Raw genomic sequence first — 12592 nt, forward strand, 5'->3', positions numbered from 1 at the left:
CGGCGGGATGCTATAGAAGCTATACGAATGATACTACCTATCGGACCAGTACCTTCTCAACTCCGATACCAGCGAGGAAATCCACACCAGCCACCAAACCCGTCAACAAGATCAAAAAGGCAAACACAATGATGGTGTAATTCAGCATTTGCCGGGCAGTCGGCCAAATGACTTTCCGCATTTCGGACACGACCTCGGGCATGAATGCCACAACTTTATTCTGACGTGGCGCATCATCATCGTCATTGGTAACAACTTGTTTGCCCTTGTAAGTAGCAGTCGAGGTAGTACTCACCCCGGCCAGCTGACGCTTGCCCGTGGGGCGGGCACCCGCCCCGTGCTTTGGCTGATTCTCGCTCACGGCTCTCCTCGAATACGTTTTTATAAAGCGCTTTGACTATACCAAAAAACTAACGGACCCCAATATCCACTAACCCCACCAACACCACATATGCAAAAAGGACACCCGCCATAATGGCGAATGCCCTTCAACTATGAAGCAGGGGCGACAGGACTTGAACCTGCAACCTACGGTTTTGGAGACCGTTGCTCTACCATTTGAGCTACGCCCCTATTTTGGATAACAACCTATCCAGTAGCGATGGCGAGAATTGAACTCGCGACACAGCGATTATGAGTCGCTTGCTCTACCACTGAGCTACACCGCCCAACCGTTTACTTTTACGATCATGTGCACAAGTCATAAAAGAAAACAGAGCCCCCTGACAGAATCGAACTGTCGACCTTTTCCTTACCATGGAAACGCTCTGCCGACTGAGCTAAGGGGGCTTAGCCTCATCGTTTTGCTCCGTTGAAGCTTTCAATACTGTACCCCGACCGTAGCGGTGAAAACAAATCACCAGTACACAACCTGTTTTACCCACCTTTAGCCTTTAATTATTGGCACACATGATCCATGTGAAAGCGCTGCAACACCAAAACCCCACCGCGGTAAATTTTGCGGTGGGGCTTCATGTTGGTTTTGGTGCTAGGTAGAAGATTCGAACTTCTGTAGGCAAACGCCGGCGGATTTACAGTCCGCTCCCTTTGGCCGCTCGGGCAACCTAGCGCGCTCTAGGAATTGTATTACCGATAGTGATAAAAGCACAAATCTCCAGGTTGGTGCCGATAACTACGCCTCGCCCCTATCCCACACGGGCCACCGTAACCCGAGCTAGCTGACGTAAGGCCCGGGTGGTGGGATTGTCGGGGAGTTGGTCTAGTTTCTCCTCCGCTTCGGCCAGGTACTGGTGGACGTCGGCAAGCGCTTTTTGCCGCCCATTGGAACGGGCCAGGAGTTGCAGTGCCCGATCCACGCTGGCGTCGTCGACAAGCGGACCGGTGAGCAGTTCCCGCAACTCCGCCCCCACCGGGGTGTCTTCCTGCAGCGCATACAGCACCGGCAGCGTGAACACCCCTTCCCGCAAATCGGTGCCGGGTGTTTTACCGGAATCCTCGGGGGTGGAAAAAATATCGATAATGTCATCGACGATTTGGAACACCATGCCAACCGCGGTCCCCACTGCCTGCAAACATACCGCGGTTTCCATGTCCGCACCCGAATGCAACGCCCCAAGGTAGCCGGCAGCGGCAATCAGCACACCGGTTTTCTCGTTAATCACCTTCATGTAGTGCTCAATCGGATCACCGGTGCCGGGGCCTTCGGTTTCCCGCATTTGGCCGGTCACGAGCGCACCGAAGGTTTCGGCGAAATGCGCAACCGTGTCTACGCCCAACTCGCTCATGATCCGAGAAGCATGCGCCAAGAGAATGTCCCCGGATAAGATCGCAACCGAGTTCGACCATCGCATATTGGCAGAAGGCACGCCGCGCCGCATTTGAGCTTCGTCCATCACATCATCGTGGTAGAGGGTCGCCAAGTGGGTCATTTCCACCACCACGGCGGCTTTGAACACGTCCTCGCACATAGGTCGTGGGCCATAATTCGACGCCAACAACGTAAACATTGGGCGAAAACGTTTACCACCAGCCTTGGTCAGGTGCATCACCTTCTCCTGAAGAAAGTCTGGACTTTTTTCCAGCTCCACCCGTAACCTATCTTCGACGTTTTCCATGCCGCGAAGAACATGTTCGTTGAGGGTGTCATCGCCCAAATCAATGCGCGCGCCGATGGTGGAATCGCCACGGTTCTGACGAATTACGGCACCATTGTTCATGCTGTGTCTACCTTTTCCCATACGGATCGGACTGCGCCCAACCAGCAAATTTGCCGAATCGGGCCGAACGAGTTCATCCAACTAACCCTTTAACCGTAGTCCATTACCCGCCCGACATACACCCTCAGGATTATATGCGGGTGGCATGAGACGGTTACGGCTTGCAACAATAGTGGTCGTGACTGACTCCACCCCCACCATTCACCAACACGGGAACCGAAGCGTTGAGCTTCTCATCATTGGGGCCGGGCCCGCGGGCGCAACCGCCGCCATTCATGCCGGCCGCCGCGGCATAAGCACCCTGCTTATCGACGCCCAACCGTTCCCCCGCGACAAGACCTGCGGCGATGGCCTCACCCCCCGCGCTATCCACCAGCTACAACTGTTAGGGTTGGCGGATTCCGTGGTGGCGCGTTATCGCTCCCACGGGCTGAAACTGCACGGGTTTGGGGGCTCGGTGACGGCGCCCTGGCCGGAAAGCGCATTCGGAACGGTGGGGTCGGCAATGCCCCGGCGCGAGTTTGATGATTTCTTGGTGGGGTGCGCGCGTTCGCATCCGTCGGTGGAGTTTTTGGGTGGTGTGCGGGCGGTTGCGGTGTCCATGTCGACGCCGGTGGGGGCTGGTTCCGACAGCATTATTTCCGGGAGCGGCATCATGTCGGGAGATGCTGCTTCGGTGGGTGCGTTGGTTGCTGCGGTGGAGTTATCGGATGGGTCGTGGGTGCGCCCCAAGCAGGTCATTGTGGCGGATGGGGTGCGGTCCCCCATTGGTAAGTTGCTTGGTCGCACGTGGCATAAGGGTGAGGTGTATGGCATTGCGGCGCGTTCGTATTGCGCGACGCCGCGGTCTGAGGAGCCGTGGATTCATTCACACCTGGAACTGCGGGACGCGGATGGGGTGGCGCAGCCCGGTTATGGTTGGATTTTTCCGCTTGGGAATGGGTTGGCGAATGTGGGGTGTGGGGCGTTAAGCACGGATCGGCGACCGGCCCGGATTAATACGAAGAAGCTATTGGGGTTGTATGCGCAGCAGTGTCGGCCGGAGTGGGGGTTTGGTGCGCCGGATCGGGTGGCGTCGGCGTTATTGCCGATGGGTGGTGCGGTGAGTGGGGTGGCTGGCCGTAATTGGATGTTGATTGGGGATGCGGCGGCGTGCGTGAATCCGTTGAATGGGGAGGGGATTGATTATGGAATGGAGACGGCTCGGTTGGCGGTGGAGTGTTTGGGGGCGGGTAAGGATTACACGTTGTTGTGGCCGGATGTGTTGCGGCGGGAGTATGGTGAGGCGTTTGGGTTGGCGCGCATGTTGGCGCGGTTGTTGACGTACCCGCAGTTGTTGCCGGTGGTTGGCCCGGTGGCTTTGCGACGCCCGTTGGGGCGGCATGTGATGCCGGTGGCGGCGCGGTTGATGGGGAATTTGGTGACTGATGCGGATCGGGATGTGGTGGCGCGGTTGTGGCATGCGGCTGGTCGGTTTGTTGCCGATCGTGCGGTGGCGCGATCGGGGTTGGTGGCTGCTCGGCCTGGCGCTGCTGGGGTGTTTGGGGCCGCGTTGTGGGGCTAGTTTCCGGCTTTGGGTGCGATCGGGGTTGCGTCGGGTTTTATGGCGGAGTGGAGGGCGACGATGCCACCGGTCAGGTTTTGCCACCCGCAGTGTGACCAGCCGTGGTTATTGACCATGGTGGCGAGTTGTTCTTGGTTGGGCCATTGGCGGATGGAGTCTGCTAGGTATTCGTAGGATTCTGGGTCGGAGGATACGAGTTTCGCTATGGCTGGTAGGGTTTTGAGTGCGATGTTGTGGTAGAGCTGTTTGAGCCCGGGGATGACGGGGGTGGAGAATTCGGCTATGGTGAGTCGGCCGCCGGGTTTGGTGACGCGGGCGAGTTCGCGGAGTGCTGCGGTGGGGTCGTAGATGTTGCGGAGACCGTAGCTGATGGTGACGGCGTCGAATGTGTTGTCGGCGAAGGGGAGGTGCATGCCGTCGCCGCATACTTTGGGGACGGCCCGGTTTTTGCCGGCGGCGAGCATGCCTTGGGAGAAATCGCAGGCGACGCACCAGGCCCCGGATTTGGCGAGTTCCACGGTGGAGACGGCGGTGCCGGCGGCGAGGTCAAGTACTTTGTCGGTGGGTTTGAGTTGGAGGCGTTCGCGGGTGCGGCGACGCCATCGGGCATCAAGTCCGGCGGCGAGGACGGTGTTGGTGATGTCGTAGTTTTTTCCTACGGCGTCGAACATGCGTCGTACTTCGATGGGTTTTTTGTCCAGGGATGCTTTAGCCACGCAGATTAGTGTAGCGGGTTGGGTTGTGAATGACTGCTTCGTAGTGGTGTATGAGTTCGGAGCAGATGGTCTCCCAGGTGCGGTTTTCCACCCCGGCGCGGGCGTTATGGGACATGGTGTGGTGGTTGGCGTAGATGGCATTGATGGCGTGGGGGAGGTCGCGTTCGAATCTGGTGGGGCCTAGGAGGTAGCCGTTGTGGCCATTGGTGATGAGGTCTTGGGGGCCGCCGGCGTTGGGGGCGATGGTGGGGACGCCTGCGGCGTGGGCTTCTTGGACGGTTTGGCAGAAGGTTTCGAATTCGCCGGGGTGGATGAAGATGTCGAAGGTGGCGAGGGTGTGGGCGAGTTGGGTGCCGGTTTGGGGGCCGAGGAAGCGGGCGGTGGGGAGGAGTTTACGGAGGCGTGGTTCGAGGGGCCCGGTGCCGACGATGGTGAGGGTGGTGTTGGGGAGGTTGGTGATGGCTTGGAGCCGGTGGAGGCCTTTTTCGGGGGCGAGGCGACCAACGTATCCGATGATGTGGTTGGTGGGGTCGGGTTGGTGGTGGTCGGGGTTGAAGAGGGTGGTGTCGACGCCTCTACCCCAGTGTTTGATGGTGGTGATGCCGTGGTTGCGGAGTTCGGTGATGGTGCTGGTGGAGGGGGCTAGAGTGAGGTCGCAGTGGTTGTGGATGTGGGTGATCCAGCGCCAGGCGGCGGTTTTGAGTTTGGGAAGGTGGTAGCGGGTGGTGTAGTCGGCGATGTTGGTTTGGAATATTGCAATGGTGGGGATGGTGAGGTGTTGGCAGGCGAAGGCTGTGGCGGCGCCAAGGAGGAAGGGGGATGCGAGGTGGACGATGTCGGGTTGGAAGTTACGGAGGGTGCGGGTGATGGTGGGTGTGGGGAGTCCGATGGGGAGCCCAAGGTTGAGGTTGATGGTGGGGATAGTGATGATGGGGAAGCCGCGGTAGGTGGTGGGGGTGCCTGGTTGTTTGGGGGCAATAATGATGGCTTCGTGGTGGTGTTTGTGGAGGTGGTCGAGGGTTTTGGTGACGGAGTTAGTGACGCCATTGATGGTGGGAAGGAAGGATTCGGTCACGATGGCGACGCGGTAGCGTCGGCGACTCATGTGGGTTGCTTTCTTCTGGTGGTGTCGGTAGCGTCGGGGGCGCTGGTGCTAGTGATAACGGTGGTGTTGGTGGGGGTTTTCGGTTTGGTGTGGTTTTTGTGGTTTGCGTGTTTTGCACGCCGGAAATGTCGGGGGCCGAGGATGGCGAACCAGAGGGCGCTGGTGATGAGGGTGGTCACGGCCGCGGAGCTGAGGGCGGGGATGATGGCGAGTGTCCATTTGCGGCCGGATACTTTCACAAGTTCGGGGTTGCTGCGGGCGTAGGTGACCCACACGCGTTGGCCGGGGCCGAGCCCGGTGGGATAGAGAAGACCGCCGGGGGGTGAGTGGTAGGTGTTGGTGTCGTCTTGGAATTCGACGATGGTTTTGGTGCTGGTGACGGATGTGACGCGGGCGAGGGCCCGCCCGGGGTTGGATTCGATGATGTAGTCGTTGATGCCGGGGCCGATGACGAGGCTGGCACAGCCGAGCATGGCTGCCGCGTAGCAGACCAGGATGGTTTGTTTGATGCGGCGGCGGGTGCGGAAGATGCGGCGTTCGCGGGCGTGTGGGTCGGTCATGGTTGGTGTGCGCTAGTGGGAGAGTTGGTGGTGGAGGGCGGCCCGGGTGGCGCGGGTGGTGACTGCTTCGATGATGCGCAGCCCGGTGGTTTCGGCAGCATCATCCAGGGCGAGGATGAGATCGGGGAGGGTGGTGACCTGCTGGTATTCCAGCCCGTAGGCGTCGCATAGGGCAGCGATGTTGGTATTGTGTGGTGTGCCGAAGGCTTGTTCGAAGCTGGGTTGGAATTCTGGGTCGCCGACTTCTAGGGCGTGGAAAATGCCGCACCCGTTGTCGTTGGCTACCACGATAGTGAGGTTTTCGGGGAGTGGGGAATTGTCTGGGGTGAGGAGCCCCCCAACATCGTGGAGGAATGTGACGTCCCCGATGAGCGCGAGGGTGCGTGGGGCCCGGATTTCGGTGGGGTGTTGCGCCTGGGCGGCGAGGGCGATGCCCATGATTTGTGAGGTGGTGCCGTCGATGCCTGCAACACCGCGGGGCGAGAAGGTGTCTACCGCCTGGAATGGTAGTCCGACGAGGCTGGCGTCCCGGATTGGGTTTGAGGCGCCGAAAACTGCGTAGTCGTTTGTGCTAAGGCTGTCGGCGACGGCGGCGGCAACGTGCAGTCCGGTGAAGCCGAATGTTTCATCGGCGAGAACGGTGCGGACTTTTTCTATGGCCACGTCGGTGGCGGCGGCACAAATCCGTATCCAGTCTGCGGTGGGTTCGTTGATGACCCACACCCGGGTTGCGATAGTTGCGTTACGACGCCACGGGTTTGTGACCTGCGTGGTTTTGGAAAGGATGGTCAATTCTATGGTGTCGTCCGCCACGAGTTCCATGATGTCCCGGCTGAGGGTGGGGTGCCCCACCACAATGATATGCTCCGGTTTGGTGTATTCGGCGTATTCGTTGGTGAATGTTTGCACGGCCAGGGGGTGAACCGGATGATATGGGGCGGGGGCCGTGGGTTCCGCCACGGTGGGGACGTCTTCCAGGCCGGGAACTTCCCAGGCTTCGTCCCCCGCAATCACGAGCGTGCGACGGGACAGGTCAATGGTGGTTTCCCCATGGTCGACTATAAAGGTTGGGGTTGGTATTTTAACCACTGGTTGTGGTGGTTGCGGCAGGCCTTCAACCAGTGGGGCGGCCAGCCGCACGTTTATATGCACCTGTTGGTGGTGTTGAAACACGTCCCCCAGGTCATGCTGGTCGGCAATGTCGTAGGTTTCCAGCCCCAGCAGGCCGCGCTGTTCGATGGTTTGATTCGCCCCGGTGCCCACTAAATAGTCTGGCCGGTCGGCGGAAATGATCGCCAGGGGTATGTGCGCGTTCTGTGCCTCCAGCACCGCCGGCAGGCAGTTAGCGACGGCTGTGCCGGAGGTGGTCACCACCCCCACGTGCCGCCCAGTGACTCGGGCGATCCCCACCGCGAGGAAGGCTGCGCTCCGCTCATCAATCCGCACGTGGACCCGAACATCCGGCCGGGCAATCAGCGCTAGAGACAGGGCGGAGTTGCGGGAACCTGGGCAGATCACCACGTCATCAACATAGTGGGCGATGTCTGCGACGATGGCTTCCGCGATTGGTTGGGAGGAGTGCGGCTGGGAATAGGCAGTCATGAATCCAAATTCTTATCGTGGGTGTTGTGTGGGGTCAGACTCCCTGATTCTGCCATCACACTATGGTTCACTCCAACCGCTAAAATCCAGTGCGGCCGGGTTTGGTGTGGTCACAACCGTATCCTGGACTGGCGCCACCTCTAATTCCCGGATCACATCATTGATGATGTGCACTGCCACAATGGCGTCCTGCCACATATCATAAGCGAATAAGATTTCATCCGACCACGCCTGTGCCACTGGCACCCCATCGAGCGCGAATTCGATGGATGCGCATGTGCCGCAACCGCATTCCCGCGCCACCGAAACCCTAGGTACTTGGTTTAACCACATCGTGCGCCGTTCCTCCGTCATTGATTCCGGGGTAAGGTCCGGTGGGGCGTGTTGAATCATTGCCGTCAACACGGCAACTTCGGCATCCGTTAGTGCTCGCATTAGTCCTGGTTGAGGTAGTTCCAGCACTCGGTGACCCGATTGATCCAGAAATCCTTTCGCTCCCCCGAGGCGGCAAACTCCGCCAGGCGTTCCGGCTCCGGGGCCAGTAATTCCGTGCTTAAGTAGCCGTCGACAAGCTGCCGCCATGGGGTCACATCGGCAACGAAGAGCCGCTGCGTCGCCAACCCCGCGGCGGCGGGCGGAACCGCAACATGGGAATCATCAACAAGCTGCGGCAATGCCGCCACCGACGCCAGCCCGGCGTTCATCCCCACCCCAGTGTCCAAAGCGCTGGCAACAGTAATGTTCAGGCCCCGGGTACGCATGAAATCCGCGATCCGCAGCACCGCCCGCGGACCCCCCAACGGGGCGGCCTTCACCACCGCAACATCCGCCGCACCCCGCTCCGCTACCGCATACGGGTCAGACGCCCGCCGAATCGACTCGTCCGCCGCCACCCGCACATACAAACCCCGATGCACCAGCTTAGTGCGCAGCTCCGCTAGCTCCTCCACCGTGGCGCACGGCTGCTCGACATAATCCAACGGGCCCAATTCGGCCAGTGCCGCTAGCGCCTCCGCCACCGACCAGCCGCCATTCGCATCCACCCGAATACTCGCATCCGGCGCATACGCTCGCACCGCCGCCACCCGGGCCACATCATCGGCCAGGGTTTGCCCCTGCTCCGCCACCTTCACCTTCACCACCTGGCAGCCGGGAAAATGCGCCAGCACCTCATCCACCTGCCATGGCGCCACAGCCGGCACCGTAGCATTCACCGCAATCTTGTCCCGCAACCGTGGTGGGGGCCCCGCAAACGCCATCTCCAGGCCACACCGCAGCCACTCCGCCGACTCTGGCACCCCATACTCCAAAAATGGCGAAAACTCCCCCCACCCCTTCGGGCCCTCAAACAACAGTGCCTCGCGCTCCCGCACCCCCCGGAATCGCACCCGCAACGGCAAGCTCACCACATGCGCCCGCGCCAGCATATCCTCAACATTGATACCGCCAAAACTGTGTCCGCTCATAGTTATAACAGTAGTGACAGAAACCGCACGCCCGCTAAGCTTTACAGCTATGACTGCTTCCACGCCAACAACCACACCAGCATCCCCAAACCCCTTCAAACCCGAACTTTGGAACCCGGTTCCCGGCTTCGAACACCTCACTGACATCACCTACCACCGGCATATCGGCACCCACCGGAGAGATGGTATTGTCCGCATTGCCTTCAACCGGCCCGAAGTCCGCAACGCATTCCGCCCCCATACCGTCGACGAACTCTACACGGTTCTCGACCACGCCCGCCAAACCCCCGACGTGGGCAGCATTCTCCTCACCGGCAACGGACCCAGCCCGAAAGACGGCGGCTGGGCCTTCTGCTCCGGCGGCGACCAACGCATCCGCGGCCGCTCCGGCTACCGTTACGCCCACGGGGACACCGCCGACACCGTTGACGAAGCCCGCACCAAAGCCGAAGGCGGCCGACTCCACATTCTTGAAGTCCAACGACTCATCCGCACCATGCCGAAAATCGTCATCGCCGTCGTAAACGGTTGGGCGGCCGGCGGCGGGCATTCCCTCCACGTGGTGTGCGACCTCACCATCGCCTCCCGACAGGAAGCCCGCTTTAAACAAACCGACGCCGATGTGGGATCCTTCGACGCCGGCTACGGCTCCGCCTACCTGGCCAAAATGGTTGGTCAAAAATTTGCCCGAGAAATCTTCTTCCTCGGCCGCACCTACGACGCCGAAACCATGCACCGCATGGGCGCCGTCAACATTGTTGCCGACCACGCCGACCTGGAAGACGAAGCCATCACCATGGCCCAAGAAATCAACGGGAAATCCCCCACCGCGCAACGCATGCTCAAATTCGCCTTCAACCTCACCGACGATGGCCTCATGGGGCAACAGGTTTTCGCGGGCGAAGCCACCCGGCTCGCCTACATGACTGATGAGGCTGTCGAAGGGAAAAACTCTTTCCTAGAAAAACGCGACCCAGACTGGTCCCCCTTCCCCTACTACTACTAAAACTAAAACCATGACCCACAACCTACTCCCCGACCCCACGCCGGATCCCACGCCTGGCCCCGCGGAACCGCCAACCAGGTCGGCAACAAACCCACTGGCAGACCCCGCGCTGGATTCCCCGAATTCGGGCGTGGCCGATTGTGACGGTGATGAGGGTGATGAGCCGCATGCGGGTGACGGCGACAGACCCGATGACGCCACCAGCGACGCAAATAACCCGGATAATCACCTGCTTGAGCCCTTCCCAGTCCTCCCCACCGACCCCTACCCCTTCCTCGACGCCATTGAAGAAGCCATAGCCGGCACCCGAACGCTCCTGCCCATCCCCGCCGACGACCTGGACCGCACCAAGCTGCTTACGGAACAATTACGCGCCGGGACGGAAATCGACCCGGAGGTGGCGTTAGTGGTGGCCACCTCCGGGTCGACCGGTATCCCCAAGGGGGCGCAACTCACTGCGGTGAATTTAGTGGCGTCGGCGGATGCCACCCACCAGTTTTTAGGCGGTGCGGGGGCGTGGCTGTTGGCGTTGCCGGCGCACCACATAGCGGGCATCCAGGTGCTAGTGCGATCATTGGTGGCGGGCATCGACCCCACGTTCGTCGACTTGTCGGCGGGGTTTCAGGTGGCAGAGTTCGCGGACGCGGCGGAGGAGCTACGGGCGGATGCGGCGCGTTGCTATACCGCCCTCACCCCAATGCAGCTGCTCAAAGGCATGGACACGTTGCAGGGCATCGAGGCACTGCGGCTTTTCGACGCCATCCTGGTGGGTGGCGGCCCTCTGCTTGATGATGATCGGCGGGCCGCCCGCGAACTGGGGATCAGAGTGGTGACCACCTATGGGTCGGCAGAAACCACAGGTGGGTGCGTCTATAACGGATTACCGCTGCCCGGGGTGACGATCCGGTTGGAAAACGAAAGAATCATGGTCGGTGGACCAATGGTGGCGCAGGGATACCGCAACTTCCCAGACCATGAGGCGTTCTCCCGACCTGGTTTTTATCGCACGTCAGACACGGGTTTGTTGCGGAATGGGGTGTTGAGAGTGACGGGGCGGATTGACACCATCATTGATTCTGGGGGGTTAAAAATCCACCCGGAGGTGTTGGAGCAGGTATTCATTAACATTGCCGGGGTGGATGATGTGTGCGTGGTGGGGATTCCCGACCAGCGGCTGGGGCAAGCCATCGTGGCCGCATACATGGGTTCCGCCAACATGGAGGACATTATTGCGGCGTTTCAGGACTATCCACGGTGGCAGATTCCCAAACATATTCAGCGGGTGGCCGAACTACCGCGCACAAGTTTGGGGAAAATCGACCGAAACAAAGTGACCCAATTATTCTAGATTTTTGTGTGGTTTCAGCACTGCTTTGGGGGTGGTTGTGTGATGATTGTGGGGCACCAGCGTGGGCTTTGTGATTCGGCGGGTGTGCACAGCACAATGGTATGCATGACAGAGACCACAACCGCCGCACATCCGCGGGAACATAACCATCCCACATTGCGTGAATGGTTGGCGGGGGCACGACCCCACACCTGGGCGAATGCATTCGCCCCCGTCGTTGTTGGAACTGGGGCAGCAATCCACACGGTTTATGGCACTGCTGAGGGGGGCATGCACCTATGGCGGGCGTTTCTGGCCGGGGTGGTGGCCTGGTCGCTGATTATAGGCGTGAACTACGCCAATGATTACTCCGATGGGATTCGGGGCACTGATAATACCCGCAGCGGCCCCCTACGGTTGGTGGGGTCGGGGATTGCCCAACCATTGCAGGTGAAATTGGCGGCGTTCGGGGCGTTTGGGGTGGCCGCGGTGGCAGGCACAGTGTTGTCGTTGTTGTCCTCCTGGTGGCTCATTCTGGTGGGCATGGTGTGTATCGTTGCTGCCTGGTTTTATACCGGGGGCAAAAATCCTTACGGCTACAGCGGCTGGGGGGAGATCGCGGTGTTTGTGTTTTTCGGTTTGGTGGCGGTGTTGGGCACGCAGTTCACCCAGGCGGGACGGGTGGATATCGCCGGGGTGGTGGGAGCGTGCGCAATCGGAGCCATGTCGGCAAGCATCAACTTGGTCAATAATTTGCGGGATATCCCCACGGACTCGCAGACGGGCAAAATCACGTTGGCGGTACGGCTAGGGGACGCAAAGACCCGGGTGTTGTATTACCTGTTGGTGATCTCACCGCTGGTGGTGACCATAATTTTGTCGGTAGTGGTCACCCCGTGGGCACTACTCGGGCTGGTTATTATTCCACTTGTGTATGTGGCCAGCGGCCCGGTGCGGTACGGTGCGGTTGGCCCGGCTTTGATACCAGTGCTAGGCACGACTGGGCGGGCAATGCTGGTGTGGGCAACGCTCACCACCGCTGTGCTCATTTTCGTCAGCTAACAGCTAC

General features: G+C 60.1%; 12 protein-coding genes and 4 tRNA genes. 4 read left to right on the forward strand and 12 right to left on the reverse strand.

What is annotated here, in order from left to right; translation table 11 throughout:
* Positions 1–37: 37 nt before the first annotated feature.
* From secE to HBA49_RS10560, 6 genes are all read right to left on the reverse strand, one after another.
* Positions 38–361: a preprotein translocase subunit SecE gene (gene secE / locus HBA49_RS10535; RefSeq protein WP_005524029.1), complete on the reverse strand. Its 324-nt coding sequence runs from the start codon at positions 359–361 to the stop codon at positions 38–40.
* A gap of 139 nt (positions 362–500) precedes the next feature.
* Positions 501–573, reverse strand: a tRNA-Trp gene (locus HBA49_RS10540).
* Between the two features lie 23 nt (positions 574–596).
* Positions 597–668: transfer RNA gene (locus tag HBA49_RS10545), tRNA-Met, on the reverse strand.
* A 48-nt stretch (positions 669–716) separates the two neighbouring features.
* Positions 717–789: transfer RNA gene (locus HBA49_RS10550), tRNA-Thr, on the reverse strand.
* 194 nt (positions 790–983) lie between these two features.
* Positions 984–1069 (reverse strand) — tRNA-Tyr (locus HBA49_RS10555).
* A 76-nt stretch (positions 1070–1145) separates the two neighbouring features.
* On the reverse strand, positions 1146–2177 hold the full coding sequence (locus tag HBA49_RS10560; protein ID WP_005524170.1) for a polyprenyl synthetase family protein: 1032 nt from the start codon (positions 2175–2177) through the stop codon (positions 1146–1148).
* 145 nt (positions 2178–2322) lie between these two features.
* On the opposite strand from HBA49_RS10560, the gene HBA49_RS10565 reads away from it, so the two are divergent.
* Positions 2323–3741, forward strand: coding sequence for a geranylgeranyl reductase family protein (locus HBA49_RS10565; protein ID WP_005523902.1), 1419 nt, complete (start codon positions 2323–2325; stop codon positions 3739–3741).
* On the opposite strand, the gene HBA49_RS10570 is transcribed toward HBA49_RS10565, so the two are convergent.
* The 6 genes from HBA49_RS10570 to HBA49_RS10595 are packed head-to-tail and all read right to left on the reverse strand — an operon-like array spanning position 3738 to position 9190.
* On the reverse strand, positions 3738–4457 hold the full coding sequence (locus HBA49_RS10570) for a demethylmenaquinone methyltransferase (RefSeq protein WP_005524610.1): 720 nt from the start codon (positions 4455–4457) through the stop codon (positions 3738–3740). The genes HBA49_RS10565 and HBA49_RS10570 overlap by 4 nt on opposite strands.
* On the reverse strand, positions 4450–5562 hold the full coding sequence (locus HBA49_RS10575; RefSeq protein WP_005524552.1) for a glycosyltransferase family 4 protein: 1113 nt from the start codon (positions 5560–5562) through the stop codon (positions 4450–4452). Before HBA49_RS10575 ends, HBA49_RS10570 begins: the two co-directional genes overlap by 8 nt.
* Positions 5559–6122 carry a DUF3592 domain-containing protein gene (locus tag HBA49_RS10580; RefSeq protein ID WP_005524428.1) on the reverse strand — a complete coding sequence of 188 codons (564 nt, stop codon included), beginning with the start codon at positions 6120–6122 and terminating at the stop codon, positions 5559–5561. The genes HBA49_RS10575 and HBA49_RS10580 overlap by 4 nt, the downstream gene beginning before the upstream one ends.
* Positions 6123–6134: 12 nt before the next feature.
* Positions 6135–7724: a 2-succinyl-5-enolpyruvyl-6-hydroxy-3-cyclohexene-1-carboxylic-acid synthase gene (menD, locus tag HBA49_RS10585; RefSeq protein ID WP_005524298.1), complete on the reverse strand. Its 1590-nt coding sequence runs from the start codon at positions 7722–7724 to the stop codon at positions 6135–6137.
* Between the two features lie 60 nt (positions 7725–7784).
* Positions 7785–8159, reverse strand: coding sequence for a hypothetical protein (locus HBA49_RS10590; protein WP_005519508.1), 375 nt, complete (start codon positions 8157–8159; stop codon positions 7785–7787).
* Positions 8159–9190, reverse strand: a complete 1032-nt coding sequence (locus HBA49_RS10595; protein WP_005519507.1) for an o-succinylbenzoate synthase — start codon at positions 9188–9190, stop codon at positions 8159–8161. Before HBA49_RS10595 ends, HBA49_RS10590 begins: the two co-directional genes overlap by 1 nt.
* A gap of 49 nt (positions 9191–9239) precedes the next feature.
* Between HBA49_RS10595 and HBA49_RS10600 the strand changes: the two genes are divergently transcribed.
* The 3 genes from HBA49_RS10600 to HBA49_RS10610 all read left to right on the forward strand — a co-directional run bounded on the left by HBA49_RS10600 (position 9240) and on the right by HBA49_RS10610 (position 12585).
* Positions 9240–10196 (forward strand): 1,4-dihydroxy-2-naphthoyl-CoA synthase, encoded by a 957-nt coding sequence (locus HBA49_RS10600; protein ID WP_005524711.1) that lies wholly within the window; start codon positions 9240–9242, stop codon positions 10194–10196.
* Positions 10197–10206: 10 nt separating this feature from the next.
* On the forward strand, positions 10207–11544 hold the full coding sequence (menE, locus tag HBA49_RS10605) for an o-succinylbenzoate--CoA ligase (RefSeq protein WP_005524642.1): 1338 nt from the start codon (positions 10207–10209) through the stop codon (positions 11542–11544).
* A gap of 96 nt (positions 11545–11640) precedes the next feature.
* On the forward strand, positions 11641–12585 hold the full coding sequence (locus tag HBA49_RS10610; protein ID WP_370443783.1) for a 1,4-dihydroxy-2-naphthoate polyprenyltransferase: 945 nt from the start codon (positions 11641–11643) through the stop codon (positions 12583–12585).
* Positions 12586–12592: the final 7 nt, after the last annotated feature.

The sequence above is a fragment of the Corynebacterium matruchotii genome (genome assembly GCF_011612265.2).
GTDB lineage: Bacteria > Actinomycetota > Actinomycetes > Mycobacteriales > Mycobacteriaceae > Corynebacterium > Corynebacterium matruchotii.